Genomic DNA, 22,039 nt, shown 5'->3' on the forward strand with positions numbered 1-22,039 from the left:
ATTGGACACAGCACATTAACTTTCTCTAGTACATTACCTGATTATGACAATAATAAAAAGCATTCAAACAAAATATAGAATGCTTTTTATTTTTCTTGTACAACTACCCTGCACCTTTCGTTTAACAAGAAAAAGAATCGTCCATGTAGCTCAAGTTCTTCAAAAGTAGTGCCGTAGAATAAAAAAGTAAGATGTATAAATTATGCCTTCTATCCCTTTATTTTAGATTTAGCTAATTTCTCCCAATCTTCAAAGGACAACTTTTCTGTAATTTGTTTTAAATTATTTGGAACTTCAACATAACACATTAATTCTAAACTGTTACCGTCTGGGTCATTAAAATAAACTGAAGCATTGCCTTGATTTGGTCGAATAAATGGATCTATCGATTTTCTACCACCAAATGGCACTCCCTCCACTTCAATAGAATCTAACCATTTTAAAGACTCTTTTAGGTCTTCATATGAAACTTGAAAAGCAATGTGTCGTAAAGAAGGGTGGTATGGAGTTTGATACTCATCTCCCTCCCACAAACCCAACCAACTCTTACCTTCTTCAATCCAAAAGAAAGCAGTTTCCTCATCACGCCAAGCCATTTTCAAACCCAATTTCTTATAGAATTCCAAAGAATTATCTAAATTTTTCACTGGCAAATGAGCTTCATATAATCCTTTTATCAAAATAACACCCCTTTTTAAATGATTACATAAATAGTACCAATCTTCGAAATGTTCCACATCATTCAAAGGTCTAATGTTATTTATTCGAATTCTTCTTCAACGAATCTGCGCCGTTAGTTCATAAAGGAGCTTTTCATACATCCGTTACTAAAATTTTCACTCCTATATTCCTCCAAGTACTTTATATTATTTGTGTTTCTGCTGCTATAAATGCCATGATTATTAAAATACTATTATCTTAAAGTTTTTAATGCACCGCTCCATGCTATCACTTGGTCAAGCATTAAGTTGACAGTCGGTAGATGGATTTCAGTTGGTTTAAATGTTGAAAAGTTTTCAAAATCAGTAAATAAAGAGCTGGAGCTTATTTGGAATGTCGACTAAATATGTAAAAAGTGGAGATACACCGTCAAATAATCTGATGATAGAAACGTTTACAAAGCTATTAAAATAAAAACTACCCCTACAAATCGTCATTTGCAGGGGCTACCTAACTAATTCTTTTTCTTCTACTATTTTGCTACATTAGTTGAATAAGATAACAGTGCAGCCTAAGAAACCCTATGATCTTTAACTAAAGCAACCGTTATTTCAACATTCAATAGGAGGATATTTATTTACTTTACACAAGAAAAAGCCAGTACAATTGGAATTCGTTGTCTTCTCATAAATTCATCTTCACTACTAAAATGTTCACGCTTTGGTGTACCTTCACGTAAATCTAGAACTGAAAAGCCAGATTGTTTAAGTGCTAGAAAATAATGTTCGATTGTACGATGATACTTAACCACTATTTGGTCAATCCAAGGTTCTTTTCTTTCTCCCTCATGGAAATAGTCATCGACAATCCAATTACCACGTTTATCCCCAGATTGCTTACTAGTAAATGACGAAGTTGTAAGTGGATGCTGGATACTAAAAACAAATCTTCCGTTTTCTTTAAGCGTTTTATGAACATCTTGGAACAGGCGGTTAATATCTGAAACATAATGGATTGCAAATCGAGATGTTACAAGATCAAAAACCTCTTTTGGATAACCATAAGATTCCATTGTTTCCAAGTGTATTATCCCGTTTTGTTCAAGTATGTTAGTGCGTGCCACTTCCACCATTTTTTCCGAACCTTCAACTCCGGTGTAGTTTTTTGCTCCTAAATGTAAGAGTTCTTTTCCAAAAGATGCATCACCACATCCTAAATCTAGGACACTACTATCTTGAAAACTCCCAATCAATTCATAGATAATCGGTCCTTCAATGGCATTATTTGGACTATCCTTTCTGTTTCTTCTAGTTATGTAATTGTTAAAAAAGTCTGTTTGATCGTAAACCCTTGATCCTTTAAAATCCATCGAAATTTTCCCCCTTTAATGTTACTTTAAATACATTTGTTCTCAAACTGAAAATTTTCTTTTTATAAGGATATTGAAAGCTATAATTTTTACTGTAGTAAAAGTGCAACCGCACATTGCAAAAGTAATAAGGCCAATATAATATTTATTATTCGATAATGTTTGAAATATGTATTTTGTAATAACCCACCAATAAATATCCAAGTCAGGGTAGCAATAGTACCTACTGTAGCGATAATCATTTCAAAAAATATAAGGATCTCCAGTGATGAGTAATAAGGTGTAATATATCCGGTTAATGCTGTAATCCCAAATAAAAATATTTTCACATTAACAATTTGCAGGACGAAGCCAATCCAAAAAGAAGGCTGTTTGGCAGATTTTTTATTGTCAGGCCTACTGATTGCAACCTGATAGGCAAGCCATAAAATATAAATAGCTCCCGCATATGTAAGTACATTCATAATTGGATTTATGAAGTTTTCTAATCCAAAAATAAAGAAGGCACATAACGCTTGTACAAAGAAATAACCGGTAAAGATCCCGAAGTATAAAGGCTTCCCTTTTTTCCATCCATAATTCGTCATTGTATTTAATGCTAGTATATTACCCGGACCCGGTGTAAAAGCATTTATTAGTGCGTAGATTACAAATGAAAATAATACTTGAACTCCCATATCTAAATTCACCCTCCAATTTATGGCTATCATCGTTCATAATTATAAAGGAGTTTCCTAGATATAGAATAATACTAAAACAACATAACCTGTTATTACTAAAAGTTATATCAGGTTGATGATTCGGCAATTTTCATTTATAATTCCTGTGCAACTCTTTTTAAAGCATCCACATATATTTCTCCAAGTCTTGTTAATGTAACATCGCTATGCTGTATTATTCCTACACGTATGACTTCATCTACATTAAGAGGTACAGCAATAATATCATCCCCATGAAGATATTTAGGAAAAACTCCCGAGGAAATGGTGTACCCTTCTAGTCCAATCATAAAATTAACAATCGCTGCTCTGTCACTTACCTTGATACTTTTCTTTACACTTCTTGTACTTAAAATTTCTTCTGAGAAGTAAAAAGAATTGTATTCTCCTTGCTCAAAAGAAAGGCATGGATAGTCATCTAATTCATCCAAATTAATAGATTCTTTATCGGACAATGGATGTCTTTTACTAATAAATACATGGGGGTTTGTAGTAAATAGTTCTGAAAAGGTTATGTTTCTTTCTCTTAACAGTTTTAATATTACTGATTCATTATAATTACTTAAATAGATAATACCTAACTCACTTCGTAAATTTTGCACATCTTCAATGATTTCATAAGTTTTCGATTCACGAAGTATAAACTCATATTCAGTAGCCCCAAATTCTTTTACAAGTTCCACAAAAGCATTGGCTGCAAAAGTATAATGCTGGGTTGAAATACAAAAATGTTGCTTAGCTGGTTCTTCACTTAAATATTTTTCTTCAAGCATATTAAACTGCTGTAATACCTGTCTGGCATAACCTAGAAACTCAGACCCTTTGTTAGTAACAGTAACCCCTCTATTCGTTCTAATGAATAAAGTAATTTTAATTTCCTTTTCTAATTCCTTAATCGCATTTGATAATCTTGGCTGGGAGATGAATAAGCTTTTTGCTGCTTCATTCATAGATCCCTTACTCGCTACTTCTAATACATAATTTAATTGTTGTAAATTCAAACTGAACGCCACCTTTTCTTTCCAACACAATCTTAGCTATCCTTTCGGTTCGAAACAATAAAACTTTTTTTCAAATCTACAGAAGGGTAGGAAATCTTATTCCTTTATATGACCCGTTTGTTGAATACATGTTAAATTACACTCTTCAACTATGCCGCGTTAGTATAAGAACAGTTAATTTATTCGCTTGGCATATAGCCAATTACTTCATTGGAATTTGGGTCAACTAGGATTGAAGTTGTCCCGATTACAACACTATCTTTATCTTCAAAAGAGACGGTTAATACCTCTTTTCCATCATAAGCTTTATCCAACAATTCATAGCTATTATCAGCAATCGTTTTTTTCACTTTCGCACTTTGCCAATTTTCTTTAGCCCTGTCATTCCAACCTTTTTCATTTATAAATTCCCATGCTACTGCCCTTACTTCTTCATAATTATCCATATCATTTGTATTTTCTTCTATAACTTGTTTATTTGTACAACCAATGATTATCCCCATCGAAAATACTGTTATGATTAAATATAAGAATTTTAATTTCATAATACTTTAACATCCTTTTCAATTAGACGAAAAATCTATTTTGGTATTCATTAATTCAACTCTTCTTAAACACAACTGCTACATTAGTAAAAACACATCCTATGTCTATTATTCTATTAAGTTGGCAATAATCCTTTTAATATTACTATTATAGGGGAAATGGAATTGTTGGATACAAATCAACTAAAGGAATATCTTGCTATATCCGGTAAGCACTTAAAACTAACCAGTCTTGCACATCGTATCCGCTTTATGAAATCATTTTTTCGTTGGTCTCTTGAAGAAGGCTACCTGAGTAGGAATCCAACTTCCAAAATTAAAGAACCCAAAGTAGGGAAGCGAATCCCCAAGTATTTAACCGAATGGGAGATTGAACACCTTCGTGAGTCCCGTCATTCGCCGATGGAAAAAGCGATTTTTGAATTCATGTTTTCCACCGGTTGTCGTATTGGAGAATTAGTGGCGTTGGAAAAGAACCATATTAATTGGTCCAATCAATCTGCTATCGTTAAAGGAAAAGGCGATAAGGAAAGGGAAGTTTATTTTAATACATGTTGCAATATATGACTTAAATGCTATATGGAAAGCCGTAATGGTCATAATTCAGTACCTTTAATAGAGTAATCGACATCTTGGTGGGCATGGAAGTGTTCCGTTTCGACTATTACACCGCCGTCAGGTTCAATATATCCCACTGTTATTACACAACTTAATCATTACAGTTTTATCGTTTTTCCATTTACTGAGGTGATTTTTTCATTTTTACACACCCTATCTTCTATATTTAAACGCTCAAAAAAAACAGCGAAAGCATTAATATGCCTTCACTGTTTTATAATAGTTTTAAATTTCTTCACAATGTTCTTCAAATAATCCTTGAAGATGAGTGATTACTGATGTTGGAGCATGTCCTTCGATTTCGTGACGACCGATTTCTGCAACAGGTTGACCGTCTTTCAATAATACAAATGATGGAGATGATGGTAAATGATCGTCTCCAAAAAGATTACGCGCTTGTTGCGTAGCATATTTATCTTGTCCAGCAAATACTGTCACAAGATGATCTGGGCGTTTATCGTAATGCACTGCGTTAGCTGCTGCTGGGCGAGCGATCCCACCTGCACAACCACAAACAGAGTTTACCATTACTAGTGTAGTACCTTGACGAGCAAATGCAGCGTCTACTTCTTCTGGAGTTGTTAGTTGCTCATAACCACTAGTTTCCATTTCCCCACGAGCTTGCATAACCATATCATTCATCAATAAATTAAAATCCATATTCATTGTTCAACACTCCTTTTCAAGCTAGTTTCATTTTATCAGATTACTATTTAGAATTCGAGGAAAATAACTCATCAACTGCCTGCGAAACTGTGATCTGTTCGCCCCTTACCAATTGCTCTAATTCCTTCATCGATTGTTTCTTTTCAATAGAAGAGAAAAATTCATCATACAATCGGTCAATGATCATCGTTTTATACCAATCAACCGTCTGTTCTTTTCTTCTATTTTCCCAAACGCCATTTTCTAGCATGTTTTTTTTGAATGACAAGATCGTGTCCCACACGACATCGAGTCCCTTTTTATATAGGGAGGAAACAGCGAGTGCTGGTGTTGTCCAATATGGTGTAGACGGTGCTAAAAAGTGAAGTATTTGTTTATATTCTGCTACTGTTTTTTTCGCAAGCTTTTCATTTTCCCCATCTGCTTTATTCACCACAATCGCATCAGCGAGCTCCATGATACCTTTTTTCATTCCTTGTAATTCGTCCCCGGCGCCAGTTAGTGCTAGAAGTAAGAAGAAATCAACCATTCCCCGAACAATCGTTTCACTTTGTCCAACGCCAACTGTTTCTACTAAAATGACATCGTATCCAGCTGCTTCACATAAAAGCATGGTTTCGCGAGATTTTTTGTGAACACCGCCAAGCGTACCTGCAGTTGGAGATGGTCTTATAAATGCGTTTGCGTTCTTTGCTAGCTCTTCCATCCGCGTTTTATCTCCAAGAATACTGCCGCCAGTTAAAGACGAACTAGGATCAATCGCAAGTACCGCCACTTTATAGCCTTGGTCACAGAGCATTTTTCCAAAAGCTTCGATAAATGTACTTTTCCCAGCTCCCGGGACACCAGTAATTCCAATTCGGATACTGCTTCCTGTATGCGGGAGAAGTTGTTTTAATAACTGCTGTCCAATTGCTTGCTGATCACTAACCGTACTTTCGATAAAGGTAATCGCTTTTGCTAAATGAAGTCTTGAGCCGTTCTGGATTTGCCGGATATATTCCTCTTCATCAATTTGTAGCGTTTTCTTTTTCGTAAATTTCTTTACAATAGCTTTCCCCATACCATCATGCTGCGATTTAATACCACTCATGACATGCATCGAAGTTTCCTTATTCTTTCTCGATTCAGCCATTATCCTTCTACTTCCTCATAACCCAATCTCTTATATACTTCTTCGATGACTTTTTGGGCAGCAACAGGAATAACTGTACCTGGTCCGAAAATAGCAGAAGCTCCGTTTTCACGTAAAAATGCGTAATCTTGTGCAGGGATTACTCCACCAACAACTATTAGAATGTCTTCACGGCCTAGTTTTGCTAGCTCTTCCCGTAGAGCCGGAACAAGCGTCATATGACCGGCCGCTAATGAACTTACCCCGACTACATGGACATCATTTTCTACTGCTTGTTGTGCGGTTTCAGCAGGTGTCTGGAATAATGGACTAATATCGACATCGAATCCTAAGTCTGCAAATGCTGTGGCAATGACTTTTGCACCTCGGTCATGCCCATCTTGCCCCATTTTGGCAATGAGAATACGTGGTCGTCTTCCTTCATTATCACGGAAATCTTCTGCCATTTGTTTGACTGCTTCTATTTCTTCAGCGTCACTAAAGTTTGCACTATATACACCGCTCACCGATCGAATCACCGCCTTATGTCTTCCTGCAACGTATTCAATTGCATCGGAAATTTCTCCGATAGTTGCACGTTTTCTTGCCGCATCCACAGCCGCAGCTAGTAGATTTACTTCTCCTGTTTTAGCTGCTTCTGTTAATGCCTTAAGTGCTATTTGTACTGCCTCTTCGTCGCGATTTGCTTTTACTTCTGCTAAGCGTTCCATTTGTTTTTGACGAACTACAGTATTATCGATATTCAAAATATCAATGGCATCTTCTTGTTCTAAACGGTATTTATTGACACCGATAATGATTTCTTTAGAAGAGTCGATTTGTGCTTGTTTTTTTGCAGCTGCTTCTTCAATTTTCATCTTCGGCAGTCCTGTTTCAATTGCTTTTGCCATGCCACCAAGTTCTTCGATTTCTTCGATTAATGCCCAAGCTTTTTCCATTAATTCGTTCGTCAGTGTTTCCACATAATACGAACCGCCCCATGGATCAATTACTTTTGTCATATTCGTTTCTTCTTGCAGAAACAACTGCGTATTACGTGCAATTCGAGCAGAAAAGTCTGTAGGAAGTGCAATTGCTTCATCGAGTGCATTCGTATGAAGTGATTGCGTGTGTCCCATTGCAGCAGCGTTTGCTTCCACTAAAGTTCTCGTTACGTTATTAAATGGATCTTGCTCCGTTAAACTCCAACCAGATGTTTGAGAATGCGTACGTAGCGCCAATGTTTTTGGATTTTTGGGGGCAAAGCTAGCCATCATTTGTGCCCAAATTCTACGTGCAGCACGCATTTTTGCTACTTCCATAAAATAGTTCATACCGATTGCCCAGAAGAATGAAAGTCTTGGTGCGAATGAATCAATTTCAATGCCAGCTTTCAAACCTGTTCGTACATACTCCAGACCGTCCGCTAATGTATAGGCAAGCTCAATATCCGCCGTTGCTCCCGCTTCTTGCATATGATAACCAGAAATCGATATCGAGTTGAACTTCGGCATATACTTTGCCGTGTATGCAAAAATATCCGCAATTATTTTCATCGACATATCTGGTGTGTAAATATAGGTGTTTCGAACCATGTATTCTTTTAAAATATCATTTTGAATGGTCCCAGCAAGTTGCTCTGGAGTAACTCCCTGTTCTTCTGCAGTTACAATATAAAAGGCTAAAATTGGTAAAACGGCACCATTCATCGTCATCGAAACAGACATTTGATCGAGTGGAATACCACTAAATAGAATTTTCATATCCTCGACAGAATCAATGGCAACACCCGCTTTTCCAACATCACCTGTCACACGTTCATGATCGGAATCATAACCCCGATGAGTAGGTAAGTCGAATGCTACAGACAAACCTTTTTGTCCCATTGCTAAGTTTCTTCTATAGAAAGCATTACTTTCTTCCGCTGTTGAAAATCCTGCATATTGGCGTACCGTCCAAGGTTTTGCCACATACATCGTTGGATATGGCCCACGTGTATTTGGTGCGATTCCAGGTAAATCATTTAAATGTTGCACTTTGCTTCGGTCAGATTCTTCATATACTTTTTTTAACTCAATCCCTTCATTAGTTAAGAAGGAAGCGGTTTGTTGTTGGCCATTGGTTGATTTTTCTACTAGTTTTTCGATAGAAACAGCTGAATAATTAGGCGTTGACATTGGAATCCTCCTTTTTCGCAAGTGCTAGCAATTGTTGTCCTTTTTCAAGCAATGATTGTCCAGCATAAATACGTCCAGAAAGTCCAGCTTCTAACCAGTCTTCATACTCCTCGAATTTGCCTGCTACATCCATTGGAACTGACAATTGCTCATTCAATAATGCAGGAACTAAACCTGCTGTTTGCTCATCGTTTCCGACAAAGACGACATAGTCAATACCTTGTTCATCAATCCACTTTTGTAAATCGAACGGTTTTAAGTTTTCCGGCGCAACAAGCGGCGAAATCCCCAATGCGATTAAATAACCACTAACGAAATCCATGCGGGCTTTATATTCTTTTATTAGACCATACGGAATAATAGCCGTGTTCAAAGGATTTTGTTGAAATGCTTGTCGTAGCTGTTCGAATGGTTGCGCAAGACGTTTATAATTAATTTGTTTAATAGCATCAGGTAATACATCAGCTGGATTTGCGTAAATATTCGTACCGATAAGTGATTTTTTACGAGTAGAAAGCGCCGCAAGTTGCTGCTCCCACTTTTCATCAGCTCGAGCCAAAAGATTAGCTTCTCTATCTGCTATCGTTTCTTCCTTCATCAATTCTAAAAAAAACGTCCATGCTTTTTCCACTAGTTCTTTCGTTAAACTCTCCACATAATAAGATCCACCAGCCGCATCAATCACACGCTGAATATGCGTTTCTTCTTTTAATACGAGCTGCATATTACGCGCAATGCGATTCGATGTTGGTGTAACTCCTGTTAAATAATCATGTGGATACGTTGTCACGCTATCCGCTCCACCAAGTACGGCAGCAAGCGCACTATTTCCCGCACGAAGAATATTAACTTGTGCATCTAATATAGAAAATGATCGTAAGGAAGTTTCGGCGTGTACAGGAATAGCTTCTATATTCTGATATCCAAATCCTTCGCCAAATGCTTGCCAAAGTATACGAAAAGCACGGATTTTCGCTATTTCCATAAAGAAATTTGTATCTACTGAAAATTGAACAAATGCTTTTGAAACAAGATCCTCTATGCTCGTTTGACGAGCAAATGCATCTGCTTGTACAAGAACACTCGCCAGTTCACTAACAGCGTCTCCTCCAGCTTGGTGGATAGACGTTCCATTTAAGAAATACGTTCTGGCATTCGGAAGGTCAGCATCTACTGCTCCTTTCACCAATCCTTTTAAATCAGTAAAATGAGTTATAAAGGATCGATTATGCCTTACGTCTAAAATGATGGAGTGTTCTACTAAAAGTACTTTCCAATCTTCAATTTGCTTTGCATTCCAAACATGGTCTTTTTCTACTTTATAATGAATAACATTATTCCCTTTTCCTAGCGATTCTTTTATGTCGGCAAGAATTTCTTCACTTTTTGTCCCTGCGGCAAGCTGAGCGATGGACCATTCGGAAGTTTTTTTTGCTTGTCGTACAATAGCCGTTTGTGAAGTTGGAATATACGCCCCATCAGCTAATGAATAAAGCGGTTTCAAAATGATTTCTTCTAATGTTTTTGTAGAAAGGGAGTCTAGTGTTTTCCCCTTTAATGATTTAAGAGCTACTTGTTCCCATTCATCAAGTGTTGCTTTATTAAACGTCGTTTGTTTCATTTTATCTATTGTCATATGAACGCTCTCGCTTCCCCCTATGTAAATAAAATTATCTTAATTATATATTAACGGACAATGATTACATTAGAAAGGGAAACTTCCTAAGAAGTCAGAAGAAACGAAAAAACCTCTTTCTTCACCAAAAGAGGTTTTTTCATTTTTATTCAATTGCTCCGGTACCTTTAAGAGCTACATCAACGCTCACATCAATCGGTAAATCAGGATATGCTTTTTGCCATTCGGAAATCGTGTTTTTATCATAAAGCATCATTGTTCTATATCTTAATCCAAAACCTATTGGGTCAAGATTTTGTTCTTGAACTGCAGTGAGAAAATCTTCAATCTTTTTTTTCACTGCCATTGATGCTATTTTGTCATACTTCTTTAAATCTTTTAAAGAAAGGTTTTTATTCGATTGTCCAATTACGCCAATCATTTTTATATTCACCTTAATGGAAGTTGGCTTTCCATTGTCCATCATTATTTTATAATGGACATTTGTTTTTTCCATATTGATCACTAAAGTTAGATCTCCTTCTTCTGCTTTATAGCTGAATCCGCTCATTCCATTTAGAAGAGTATTGTAATATTTTGATTGCTCAGAGGATAACTCAAATGGTTTTGATTTTTCTTTCACAACTAACGATTTATTGACGATTAACTCCTTCTTATCTTCTGTTGCCTCTACAAGAGGTAATACCGCATCCACGCCATCTGACAACATATCTTTTCTAAATTCATAAAGGAAAGTGGAGGTGATAAAAGGACTATCCGTACCACTACTACCAAAAAAGTTTACAAGTGTAGATGATACTGCGGATTCTGCTGCCGGTTCTACTCGTAAAATAGATTCTGCAGAAGATTTAGCAGCTGCTACCCAGGCTATTAACTGAATATCACTACGTCTGATAAAGTAATCCATAAAATCCTTCACATTATCTTGTAAGAGTTCCTCGTTAATAACGATAATTTTAGCATGTCCAAACTCTAGTACTTTATCTGTATGTGTTTCTAAAATGCGAATTGCTTCAGCAAGCGTCTCCCCTTCGTAAACCAGATATTCATAATTAGGACCAGAGGACGATTTAATAGAAGCGACAGGTAATGATAATTTTAATGTCACCTTATACCCTCCATCTTCTTTTTCTGAAGGGTCTACACCAATACCAGTAATGAAAACTCGCTTATCAATATCTTTAAATCCACACCCAGCCACAATTGAAACACAAGAAATGTATATAGCTGCAACAACAAGTATTTTATAACTTTTGAATCGATGCTTCATAATTTTGCTCTCCTTTTCACTATAACTAAGGAAATGATTAGTACCGCAAAAAAAATAGGCAGAGATCCATAGAAGTAGTTCGAAAATTTGAATAATTGATACTGTGTCAGTTTTCTCGTTAAAACTAAAGATATTATGCCAAATATAGTGACGAAAATATAAGGAGCCAACATTTTTCCTTTCCATTTCAAGCGCTTAAATTCGAAAATGCTTTCTAATAATTTCAAAGCAACATGCCAATGTAATAATAAGCTCACAAATGCTATCCCTAAGAAGGATAAGATAAAAATAAAAATAACTCGTTCTATTGGACCATATTTCATTCGTATCGAATCGCTAGTGGATACCCATGGAAAAGTAAGATCAGCAATCTGTTCCACCCCGTTATACCCAATTGGTACAAAAAATGTAGTAAACAATACAGCAACGCCTGTTAACCCAATAATTAGGGCGTGTTTCCATCCTATTTTATGTTTTTTGGTAAAAAGTTCATTGAATATGACCAAATCGGCAATCCCAACAAATAAATAAAGGGAAGCACCAAAGGCCCAATAAGAAGGAACGTGGTTCACATGCATCATGGAAATCTTTATAAAATCCCAATCAAGTTTAGGGTTCACATAAAATTTTATCAATAGAAAGAAAATTAAAGGAATAAATAAAACGATTACAATTTCCGCCATGTATAACATACTCCTAGATTTCATCAATATTCCAAATGAAATAACGAGGACAAACGCAAATGTCGTAATCACAATGGAAGTTTCTGGCGCGAAAAAAGTAATAAATAAAAATACATAGGTAATAAGGGTAATAAGCCCGGCACAAAACCAATATAAAAAAAAGTAAAAAAGCACCGGGTAAGCAAACCACTTTGGAGTGTGTGCTTTCAAGATTTCCGGCAAATTTTTACCGGGGAAAGAATTGAATAATTTAACGATTATATATATAAGTATAGTTCCAATAATAACAGCAGCAATCATAGAAGGAATTGCCCCGCTTTTGCTTTCAAACAACAGAATTTTAGGAACAGAGGCAATGATATTGGAAATCATCGTAAGAAATATAAAATAATAAAGAAAGCGACTCATTCGCTTTTCACCCCTTTTTCACTCCTTCTGCTTTTCCAATACATTTTTAAATAAGGTTCTCCAAAACTTTCTTTATTGATCAAAAACATGAGTATTCCTAAAAAGCCAAGTATAAATCCAACTGTCCCAAAAAATGTTGTAAAGGCTAACAGAATATATCTACAAAATCTAATCGAAAAACTCATCTCGTTGATCGGGATGACAAAACTAGAAATGGCTACTGCCGACACGATGATAATCATGATATTGGAAGTCAATGCCGCCTCCGTTGCCGCTGTACCCAATATTAAACCACCTACTGTTGTTGCCGTGGCACTAATCGCTTTCGGAAGCCTAATACTCGCTTCTGTTAAAAGCTCCATAAACACGAGCATAAATAGAACCTCTATAAAAGATGGATAAGGTACGCCAATCCTACTTCCAGCGACGGTTAAAGCTAACTCCGTTCGAAAAATGTCTGGATTGTAGGATGTGATAGCAACATACAAAGCTGGCAATACTAAACAGGTTATCAGCCCAAAATATCGTAGTACAAGCGTAAACGAAGTAATCCAAAATAAATGATAGTTATCTTCCATCGATACCATAAAATCAAAAAAGACAACAGGCGCTATCAAGGCATGCGGGCTTCCATCAATCATTAAAATCACTTTACCGGCATCTAAGTTATAGCAGATACGGTCAGGTCGTTCGGTTAACATTAAGGTTGGAAATAGTGTAAACCTTTTACCATTTAAGTAAAGTTGGAGCTCCCCAGCTGATTGAATAAGGGGTGAATCTAATTCATTAATTCTCTTCCGAATAGTTGTTAATATAGCTGGCTTTACTGTTTTCGCATCATAAATAATAGCTATATCATTATGAGTTTTATCTTTTAACTCCAAAATTTCGATCTTTAGAGTAGGCTCCTTATAACGATGTCTAATGATATTCAAGTTAGTAAGAATGTCCTCACTTAATGCTTGTTGGGGTCCATATACAGTCGGTTCCATAAGCGTCTGCTGTACTGTACTAGTATTTACTTTCTTCACATCTATTAGAAAAAAGTGTTGTTGAACTGCTATTAACACACTTCCCTTTGTTAGTTCAAGTGGAATTTTATCTTCTGATTTAATAGCTAGAAGATCCGGTGATGACTGAATATAAGCCCCATAATGCTGTGCCGACTTCATTTCGAAAAACGGCTTAATAATGACGCTTTGTAATTTATCTCCATCGACAGCCGTTTTTAAATAGAGAAGAAATGCCACTTCTTCTTCTAGTTGTAAAGGAATTAGCATAACATCAAAAGAAGGATTCATCTGCTTCTTCAGTTCATCCATCAACATAGGCGCCGTTGGGTTCTCTTTTGAATTCGTCATATACAAACCTCCAATAAAGAGAATCTTCGATAGGCTTAGGTTAACCGAATGAATATGATTCAATCCTACTGACAAGAAGTTTTAATGGAAATTATTTTTTATGCAGGGGAATGAGAACAGTTGAGTACATTAGTTCTTGGGGGATTTCTATTTTTAAGTGTCAATTTAGGGGCAGGAATCGCTTGGATAATCGCTAAACTATTCGGTCATTCCAATGAAGGTTTAGCTTTGTTATGTGGAGGATTCTTAGTAGGACTACTTGTACTAGACATTATTCCATCAGCATTCCAAGTATATAAATCACCCGGCATCGCTTTAGGTATATTTATTGGATTTTTGTTTCTACTTCTTGTGAACAAATTTTTATTTTCATCTGAACAACATAGCTCCTCTGTCTACTTGTTAGTAATCGCCCTTTTCATACATACGATTCCTCTAAGCTTAACGATCGGAAACTTGCTAGGTGAATCTTCTTTCGCTCTCAGCATTTCAACTTCCACCATTTTGCACCATATCCCTGAAGGATTTGCGCTTACTTCTATATTTCTTGCACAAGGACAGAAAATAATTGGCTTATTCCTTTCTTTTATTGGTTTATCGGTATGCTTTTGTCTATTTATTTGGATTGGTCATCATATTTCACTAAGCATGAAGGCACAAAGTATATTATTAGGTGTTTCTATTGGGCTGATCGCTCTTACAAGTGTAAAAGAATTTATTTTACATAATGTCCGGAAAGTGTCACTGAGGACATCCGTACTATTTGTCCTAACAGGTTATCTTTTTAGCCTTGGGTTTCATATGGTGTTCTAATTAGGTAAGGGATTCTGCCGTTAATTACTAATATATGGATAAGGGAGACCAAAACGTATGAGTAAGCAATCAAAGTGACCTCGAAAGCAACCAAACTATAAAACGGCAGAAGAAAAGGAAGAACTTCTTCTGCCGTTTTGTTATTCATGAATTGAGCAAAGTCTTTTTTAACATGCTATTTGTCTATCATTTTTTTACTACATTCAGTTCCTCTAAATATTCTTTCGCAGGGGCTGGATGTGTGTATCTTCCCATGGCTGTTTTATGCTTTCTTAGCCCCAGTTTCTCGTAAAAGCCTTCTCTCCCATGTGTAGCAGTAAGCTGTAAAAAGAAAATATCACTACACTGAGTTAGAATATCTGTCATCATTTTCTGGCCTATCCCCATGCCTTGAAATTCAGGGTGCACAATGACATCGTAAATCGAGCCGTAGAAAACTCCGTCCGTCACAACTCTTCCACAACCTACTAGCCTTCCTTCTAAATACGCCAACGAAACTAAATAACTTGAATTAAATGCTTGTTGCAACTTATGTTTAGGAAAACCGTCCCATTCCACATCTATAAAAAGCCGCTCTAGCTCATTCCAATCTAAATTATCTAAAGCATTAACAATGGTGACTTGCGATATTATGTTTGAACTCATACTACTTCCTCCTAACGAAATTACCGGAACAATCTTATATTCTATAAAGCAATTAACAATTCCTCTCGATTTAGAAATTTAATGGTGCGCCCTTTTGATAAAAAATCCTGTATATACTAGGAAAATCCCAATCATTAATAAAATCCCTATGTATACAGACATCATCGTAGGTATCAAAAATGCACCTATTATAATAGTTGATCGAGCGATTAGCTCCGCTCCACTAAAAGAAAAATTCGAGAATGCAGAATAAGAACCTCGTTTATCCGTAGGAATCATGTTCGCCTGCTCGGCATTGAGCACTGGTGAATAAATAAGTTCACCTATCGTTGCGATGAAATTGAACAAAATTAGTATGTACCATGTATTAGCAGAAGTAATGGTAATATAGCCTACGCTATATATGATTAAACCACTTAACAAAACCTTTTTCTTGCTGAATCTATCTGTAAATTTATTGATCAAAAATGTAAAGCATACAACGAGTAACATATTCTCGATATTAAGAATACTTAACATACGCACACCCGCAACTTGAAAATCCCCGATATGTACAATTTTAAATGTTTCTGCCAAGCGAACACCAATATAACTATTCAATGTAAACTCTGCTGCAAAGATAAACATAGAACCTATGACTACTTTAACAAATGGTCGATCTTGAAATGCCACTTTGTAATTTTGAATCAAATCAAGGAAAACATTATTATGTCGCTTTTCAAAACGTTGTGTATGTTCATCAACCAACCAAATATTATAAGCAATCGGTAGACAAATCGAAGTAAACGATAGGACCGCAAATAGCTCGATTTGATGATTTATATACAATAAGCCACCTAATGCAGCACCAATAGCCATCGATAAATTCACGAGCCAATAATCGACCGCATACACTTCCTTCCGATTTTCTGGCGTGGTAGAATCGATAATAATAGCATGCATTGCTGGTCTCCCAAGGCTACTTGTAACAATATAAGCTACATAAGCTAAAGCAAAAAGCCAAATGATATTCTCTTTAGGGAATAAACTAATTGTCATCATAAAAAACATCAAGGCACTTAAAAATGAAGTAAGAACCAATACCCTTTTCCGTGGAAAACGATCGGAAATATAACCCCCAATTAAATTAACAAAAAAGCTAATAAACACGGTACATATTAAAAAGGTACCTGCCCAAACTTTGCTCATTTCCTGAGCGAAAAATAATGCCATGAATGGCATCACTGCTGATGATACTGCTCGATTAAAAAAAGATGTGATTAACCGAACTTTAATATTTTGTGGATAGTTTTTCCAAGACATGTTGCAGGCCTCCTCTGTCTTATGTATATTAAACTAGACTTAGGGATTGAAAAATGGACACTTTAATAATAAATGTCCACTTTTACAAAAGGAGCACATCATGGATAAATATTTGTTGACATTATGGAAATTTCTCCCTTCAGGAAACGTTAAACAATATGAAATAGCTGACTTACTTCAATTAAGCCCTAAGCAAACAGCACGATATATTCAAAAATGGTCTACAGATGGATGGCTAACATTTACAGCTGGTCGCGGTAGAGGAAAAATATCAAAACTTCAATGGTTAAAAAATGTTGAGTCCATTTTAGAAGATCAGCTTATGAAGATGATTGATGAAGACCCTGTGGAAATTAGCAGTAAATATTTATTACTAGACTGGTCAATAGATAGTAAACTACGTTTAATGGAAAAGCTTCGTTCAAAATTTGGCTATGTTCAAAGTACAAAAGACAAGCTTATTGTGCCAAGAAAATATCCATTTTTGACGATACATCCTATCGAAGCTGCTGATGTACATAGCGCTAATATTGTAGCAACAATTTTTAATCGGCTAGTTTCAGTCGATGAAAGTGGTATTGTCTCACCCGAACTTGCCCATAGCTGGGACGTCTTAGAGACAAAGCTCCGAATTTATTTAAAAAAAGATATTAAGTTTCATGACGGATCTATTTTAACAGCTGACGATGTAGCCTATTGTTTAGAAAAACTACGCAATCATCCGCATTATAAAGACTTATGGGATCCTGTAGAACAGATAGTCGCTGTAACGCCACTCATCATTGATATTTATTTTCCCAATGGATGCAGCTATTGTTTATACATGCTAGGTACGTTAAATGCGAGTATTTATAAAGAAAATAAAAATAATATTATAGGAACAGGTAGTTTTTACATCCAGGAAAACAATGACCAAATAACTACTCTAATAGCATTTAATGATTATTATGGAGAAAGAGCTTTACTAGACGTAGTGGAATTTGTTCAAGTTCCAAAAGATTTTGACGTCGTGTATCGCTCCTCTGCACTTGGCGAAGAACAGCAGACATTTCCTGTAGAAAGCGATTCTGGCTTTTATGTAGTAATGATGAATACATTTAGAAATACAGCCATCAAGCATCTGGAAGTACGCAATTATTTACACTATGTAATTTCAAAGTACCGCCATGAAATAAGTCAAGTCGAATCTCGCTACACTCCAAATTACCAAGGGTGCCTTATTGGTCAAAGTAAAACGTATACTTTACCCGAAGTAAAGAAGCCCCATTTTTCGGAACCACTCGTTTTAAAAATAGTGAATTATACAGAAAATGCAACTTTATTGTTAAGGGATATATTAGAAAAAGAGGGTATCCCTATTGAACTAAAATGGGTTTCATTCAAAGATACCGTTTTAAACAAAAATGATAACGAACAAGTTGACCTATTTATTCACGGAGAAGTATTCGAGATGAATCAAAATTTTTCATTTTTCTCTTTTCTCCAAAATGGCTATTCTTCTTTAGCTGGAATTCTAAAAAAGGATCCAACCATTAACGACTTTTTAGCCGAATATGCCCATACGCCATTTGAGGATTGGACAGCATTAAATTTGAAAGTAGAAAAAACACTTATTGAAAACTCGATCATGATTCCATTATATTACTCAAAACGACAAATCCCCTTCTCCGCGGACTTGATGAATATTAAGATCAAGCATTTTGGTTATGTAGATTTTTCTAAGCTTTGGGTACGACCAGAATTGGAAGATAACTTGACCAAATGAGGAAGATTGAACAGTAAAAATGCAAGAACATAGATTGTACATCATGCAAAAGTTTATAAGATTAGTCTATCTTTTATGAGTATTATTTCATTTAATATTTTGAAATGATAGATATATTACTATATACTGGTATTTATATAGAATGACCGACAATGGGAGTGACAATTGAATGGATATCACGATCACAAGAGCCCTACGCGAATTAAAAACACTGGACGCACGTATTTTAAAGAAGATTAATGAAACAACTTTTGCCACATCCAAAAAGCCGAAAGAAAATATAGCTGGCTTTAAAACAGTCACTGAATTCGAAAATAAAGCAAAAGAAAATATTCAATCAATACAAGATTTGATGAATCGTAGAAAACAAATAAAAACAGCAGTCGTTGAATCCAATGCGAAAACAATTGTAGAAGTTGCTGGAGTAAAGATGACAGTCGCTGATGCAATAGAGCGTAAAAACTTTATTGAAGTCGAAAAGACACTTCTACGAAAAATGAACAGTGATTATGGTCAAGCACAAATAAGAGTCGAACAACAAAACGAACTAGCCCAAGACAGACTAGACACACAGCTAAATAATATGATTTCCAAAGAGGGCAAAACAGACTTAACGGCAGTGGAAGGATATAAAAAGCTTTTTTGGGAATCGGAGGAAACGAAGCTGATCGACCCTGTCAATGTTAATACAATTGCTTCAAAAATGACGCAAGATATCGAGACTTTTGAAGACGATGTAGATGTAGCATTAAGCGAAATCAATGCTCGAACATTTATCTCTATTGACTAACTTATTACAACTTGCTGTTTTGGCGAAAAAGAAGAAAGTTTCCCCGGCGCAGGGTCTGGGTCAAACCCTGCATCCAACTAATTTTAACGAATGGTAAAAAGCTTAAAGCTTAACCTTCAAACTTTAAATGTTAACATTTAACGCTCTTAATTATGAAAGCTCAATATTCAAATTTTAACATTCTTTCAAATCTCGGGTCATTAGGTGCGTAGGATTTGAAACTTCCTTTCTTCCCCTCCGAGCAGCTATGACAGCATAAAAAGAGTGATCCTTACAGGTCACTCTTTTTACTTCTCTTTGTATTCGGGATGATTATGTCGGACACAACCAAATAAGTAACATCCCGTCTTGATTGATGTATCAAACTCCATGCTTGGAAAGTGACCAGACGAGATACGATCAATTGTTTGTTCGTATTCCACTTTTTCAACAAGTAATTCATTTATGTATGCTTCTTTATCACTTTCTAACCAATTGTCGTCATATTCTTCTTCCCTAGCTTCTTTGATCTCGTTTATTTTTTGATGGATAGCTTCATTTATTATTTTATGTGCACGAATTACATCATTTAGTTGGAGCAGTGAATATACATATCGGCTAATCCAATTAGGCTGCTTCCAATAAGTTTTCCACCCTTTTTCGAACCATTCTATTGCTAGTTGAAAGCTACCTAACTCAACATATAAATCAGCTACTTCTACTTCTCCAACAAAATCTTCTTCATTTTCTGAAAACTCACCAAGTTTCCTAATTGCCTCATCCGAATTTCCTAACTCGATCAAACATTTTACATGACTATACATTGCATTATCAGAGTTCTCAGAAGCCATTAAAAATAACTTCGAAGCCTCTTTTAAGTTTCCTAAATGGTAGTGTGCAATCGCTAAATTATTATAAGCAGCTTTGGTAGCTTGAATGGCAATTGAATTTATCAGTACTTCTTTTGCAGGCTGCCACTTTTCTTTTCTAATATAAATCTCACCTAAAATATTATATGGAAAATAAGAAGAGGGATTCATAGTGATAACTTCTTCCAGCAGATCCATTGCTGTTGTATCTTCCTCTTCTTCATAGCAATAAATCCAAGCGAGATTAGTTAAAGATTGTACATTTCTAGATTCATCTACTGCTTTTTGAAATAATTTTAAAGCATCATTGTATTTATTTTTTTCTAGTAGTTCAATAGCTTGCTGATTAATATTCAATTATTTTTCCCCTATCCAAATTACATTAGTAATCCAATGCCTTCACACTTTTTCGTAATTACTTTTCTTCTGCTTCCACCCTCTAAAATGTCACACATTGACTATGTCAATATAAGACTGTTTAGCATCGAGATATTGTAACACATGTAAAAATATATTTCCTCCACCTTGCATAGAATAAAAGACTTGTCCCAGTGAGAAAGGAGATTTACTTTGGCAGAAAATTCGAAGGACCCATTTTATCAACGATGGTGGTTCATAATATTAATCATTATTTTAGCGGTTGGCATTATTGAAAATATATTTGATGATAGTGACCTAGCAAAGGTGGAAAGAGCAGACGCAATTACATCTGCTTTTCAGGCAGAAGCGGTAATGGAAGAAATAGTGGAAAAGAAGCCGGCACCTGATGAAATTGCTGCTCATTTAATCAAAAAAAGATTCGGATCAACAAAGGAAGAAAGAGAAAATACGATAGTATCCGCTGAATATGAAAGTGGTGTAGTAGAAGTTATTATAAAGGCAACAAAAGTTTCAACAGCTAAAACACTCAAACACGCTTCGCTAAATACTGCTTTTGATTATATGAAATCGATGAAAGACCACCCTAATGTAAACCAGGCAACCTTCATCGTTCAAGCCCCCCTCACAGACCCATTTGGGAATGTAGAAATTGAGGACGTGATGGTTGTACTAATGAGTAGAGAAACATTGGATAAAATCAATTTTCAACATTTTAAAATGAGTAATTTTAGCGCAGTTGCCGATAGTTACTGGGAGCACCCTACCTTAACGGGGAAATAAAAAGAAAAGTCGAATGCGCATGTCTTTGCTCCGATTTTTGCAACCGAGAACATTGAATGGAATAACACATATAATAGGGATAATGTGTCGTAGTCATAGGTGTCTCAATCAAAGTGAACTTGCTGTTTTGAGAATTGGTTGCTCTCACCAGCAATTTGGTTGCTCTCATGTTGGTTTGATTGCTTTTAGGGACCGATCTGTTGCCCTTAGCCATTTTCTGGATGCATCAATTGAATAAAATGGATAATAGCCTGTTTTTAGCAAGTCGTTACTGAATAGGTAAGCAATTTTCCGTTGATTTTCGTGAAAGGATGGCGACTCCTGCCGAGGCCAACAGGATGTTGGTCACGAAGGCGTTGCCACACGATGTGGCGTACTTAGCCTTTGTTCCACGTGAGCAGATGAGACTTCACATCGCACGCGTTAGCGTCGGTGAAGGCTCATCGCTCACCCGGCGGAAAGCGTCCATCCTGTAACGAAAATCATAG

20 protein-coding genes and 1 pseudogene are annotated in these 22,039 nt (G+C 36.0%); 5 read left to right on the forward strand and 16 right to left on the reverse strand.

Features of this window, described 5'->3' with window-relative positions; all coding sequences use genetic code 11:
- Window positions 1–209: 209 nt before the first annotated feature.
- The 6 genes and pseudogenes from AC1DFT_RS01430 to AC1DFT_RS01455 form a co-directional block, all read right to left on the reverse strand.
- Window positions 210–680, reverse strand: a complete 471-nt coding sequence (locus AC1DFT_RS01430; RefSeq protein WP_477916915.1) for a VOC family protein — start codon at window positions 678–680, stop codon at window positions 210–212.
- 233 nt (window positions 681–913) lie between these two features.
- A pseudogene (locus AC1DFT_RS01435) lies at window positions 914–1,036 on the reverse strand (NADPH-dependent oxidoreductase); the annotation flags it as partial.
- A gap of 261 nt (window positions 1,037–1,297) precedes the next feature.
- On the reverse strand, window positions 1,298–2,029 hold the full coding sequence (locus AC1DFT_RS01440; protein ID WP_477916917.1) for a class I SAM-dependent DNA methyltransferase: 732 nt from the start codon (window positions 2,027–2,029) through the stop codon (window positions 1,298–1,300).
- Between the two features lie 89 nt (window positions 2,030–2,118).
- The gene (locus tag AC1DFT_RS01445) at window positions 2,119–2,706 is read right to left on the reverse strand and encodes a LysE family transporter (RefSeq protein ID WP_477916919.1); all 588 of its coding nucleotides are present in this window, start codon (window positions 2,704–2,706) and stop codon (window positions 2,119–2,121) included.
- A gap of 137 nt (window positions 2,707–2,843) precedes the next feature.
- A complete protein-coding gene (locus tag AC1DFT_RS01450) occupies window positions 2,844–3,749 on the reverse strand; it encodes a LysR family transcriptional regulator (protein WP_477916920.1) in 906 nt (301 codons plus the stop codon).
- A 179-nt stretch (window positions 3,750–3,928) separates the two neighbouring features.
- Window positions 3,929–4,294: a hypothetical protein gene (locus tag AC1DFT_RS01455; protein ID WP_477916922.1), complete on the reverse strand. Its 366-nt coding sequence runs from the start codon at window positions 4,292–4,294 to the stop codon at window positions 3,929–3,931.
- A 168-nt stretch (window positions 4,295–4,462) separates the two neighbouring features.
- Here AC1DFT_RS01455 and AC1DFT_RS01460 point away from each other — a divergent pair, with 168 nt between their 5' ends.
- Window positions 4,463–4,861: a tyrosine-type recombinase/integrase gene (locus tag AC1DFT_RS01460; protein ID WP_477916924.1), complete on the forward strand. Its 399-nt coding sequence runs from the start codon at window positions 4,463–4,465 to the stop codon at window positions 4,859–4,861.
- Between the two features lie 276 nt (window positions 4,862–5,137).
- On the opposite strand, the gene AC1DFT_RS01465 is transcribed toward AC1DFT_RS01460, so the two are convergent.
- From AC1DFT_RS01465 to AC1DFT_RS01495, 7 genes are all read right to left on the reverse strand, one after another.
- Window positions 5,138–5,578 (reverse strand): BrxA/BrxB family bacilliredoxin, encoded by a 441-nt coding sequence (locus AC1DFT_RS01465; protein ID WP_477916925.1) that lies wholly within the window; start codon window positions 5,576–5,578, stop codon window positions 5,138–5,140.
- 43 nt (window positions 5,579–5,621) lie between these two features.
- Window positions 5,622–6,713, reverse strand: coding sequence for a methylmalonyl Co-A mutase-associated GTPase MeaB (gene meaB, locus AC1DFT_RS01470; RefSeq protein WP_477916927.1), 1,092 nt, complete (start codon window positions 6,711–6,713; stop codon window positions 5,622–5,624).
- Entirely contained in the window at window positions 6,713–8,869 is a 2,157-nt protein-coding gene (gene scpA, locus AC1DFT_RS01475; RefSeq protein ID WP_477916928.1) for a methylmalonyl-CoA mutase, read from the reverse strand. The genes meaB and scpA overlap by 1 nt, the downstream gene beginning before the upstream one ends.
- Window positions 8,856–10,505: a methylmalonyl-CoA mutase family protein gene (locus AC1DFT_RS01480; protein ID WP_477916930.1), complete on the reverse strand. Its 1,650-nt coding sequence runs from the start codon at window positions 10,503–10,505 to the stop codon at window positions 8,856–8,858. Before AC1DFT_RS01480 ends, scpA begins: the two co-directional genes overlap by 14 nt.
- Window positions 10,506–10,650: 145 nt before the next feature.
- Window positions 10,651–11,775: a Ger(x)C family spore germination protein gene (locus AC1DFT_RS01485; RefSeq protein ID WP_477916931.1), complete on the reverse strand. Its 1,125-nt coding sequence runs from the start codon at window positions 11,773–11,775 to the stop codon at window positions 10,651–10,653.
- Window positions 11,772–12,866, reverse strand: a complete 1,095-nt coding sequence (locus AC1DFT_RS01490) for a GerAB/ArcD/ProY family transporter (protein WP_477916932.1) — start codon at window positions 12,864–12,866, stop codon at window positions 11,772–11,774. The genes AC1DFT_RS01485 and AC1DFT_RS01490 overlap by 4 nt, the downstream gene beginning before the upstream one ends.
- A complete protein-coding gene (locus tag AC1DFT_RS01495; RefSeq protein WP_477916934.1) occupies window positions 12,863–14,227 on the reverse strand; it encodes a spore germination protein in 1,365 nt (454 codons plus the stop codon). The genes AC1DFT_RS01490 and AC1DFT_RS01495 overlap by 4 nt, the downstream gene beginning before the upstream one ends.
- Before the next feature lie 120 nt (window positions 14,228–14,347).
- On the opposite strand from AC1DFT_RS01495, the gene AC1DFT_RS01500 reads away from it, so the two are divergent.
- The gene (locus AC1DFT_RS01500; RefSeq protein WP_477916935.1) at window positions 14,348–15,040 is read left to right on the forward strand and encodes a ZIP family metal transporter; all 693 of its coding nucleotides are present in this window, start codon (window positions 14,348–14,350) and stop codon (window positions 15,038–15,040) included.
- Between the two features lie 186 nt (window positions 15,041–15,226).
- Here AC1DFT_RS01500 and AC1DFT_RS01505 read toward each other — a convergent pair whose 3' ends face one another.
- Both AC1DFT_RS01505 and AC1DFT_RS01510 read right to left on the reverse strand, forming a co-directional pair.
- Complete coding sequence (locus AC1DFT_RS01505; protein ID WP_477916936.1) at window positions 15,227–15,685, reverse strand: GNAT family N-acetyltransferase; 459 nt, start codon at window positions 15,683–15,685, stop codon at window positions 15,227–15,229.
- Window positions 15,686–15,763: 78 nt separating this feature from the next.
- Complete coding sequence (locus tag AC1DFT_RS01510; protein ID WP_477916938.1) at window positions 15,764–16,987, reverse strand: MDR family MFS transporter; 1,224 nt, start codon at window positions 16,985–16,987, stop codon at window positions 15,764–15,766.
- Between the two features lie 100 nt (window positions 16,988–17,087).
- Here AC1DFT_RS01510 and AC1DFT_RS01515 point away from each other — a divergent pair, with 100 nt between their 5' ends.
- Window positions 17,088–18,752: an ABC transporter substrate-binding protein gene (locus AC1DFT_RS01515; RefSeq protein WP_477916940.1), complete on the forward strand. Its 1,665-nt coding sequence runs from the start codon at window positions 17,088–17,090 to the stop codon at window positions 18,750–18,752.
- Window positions 18,753–18,921: 169 nt separating this feature from the next.
- Window positions 18,922–19,542, forward strand: a complete 621-nt coding sequence (locus AC1DFT_RS01520; protein ID WP_477916941.1) for a hypothetical protein — start codon at window positions 18,922–18,924, stop codon at window positions 19,540–19,542.
- Window positions 19,543–19,829: 287 nt separating this feature from the next.
- Here AC1DFT_RS01520 and AC1DFT_RS01525 read toward each other — a convergent pair whose 3' ends face one another.
- A complete protein-coding gene (locus AC1DFT_RS01525; protein ID WP_477916943.1) occupies window positions 19,830–20,747 on the reverse strand; it encodes a tetratricopeptide repeat protein in 918 nt (305 codons plus the stop codon).
- Between the two features lie 213 nt (window positions 20,748–20,960).
- Here AC1DFT_RS01525 and AC1DFT_RS01530 point away from each other — a divergent pair, with 213 nt between their 5' ends.
- Complete coding sequence (locus tag AC1DFT_RS01530) at window positions 20,961–21,551, forward strand: hypothetical protein (protein WP_477916945.1); 591 nt, start codon at window positions 20,961–20,963, stop codon at window positions 21,549–21,551.
- The last annotated feature ends 488 nt before the right edge of the window (window positions 21,552–22,039 follow it).

This window comes from Psychrobacillus sp. 05T411, assembly GCF_056396485.1.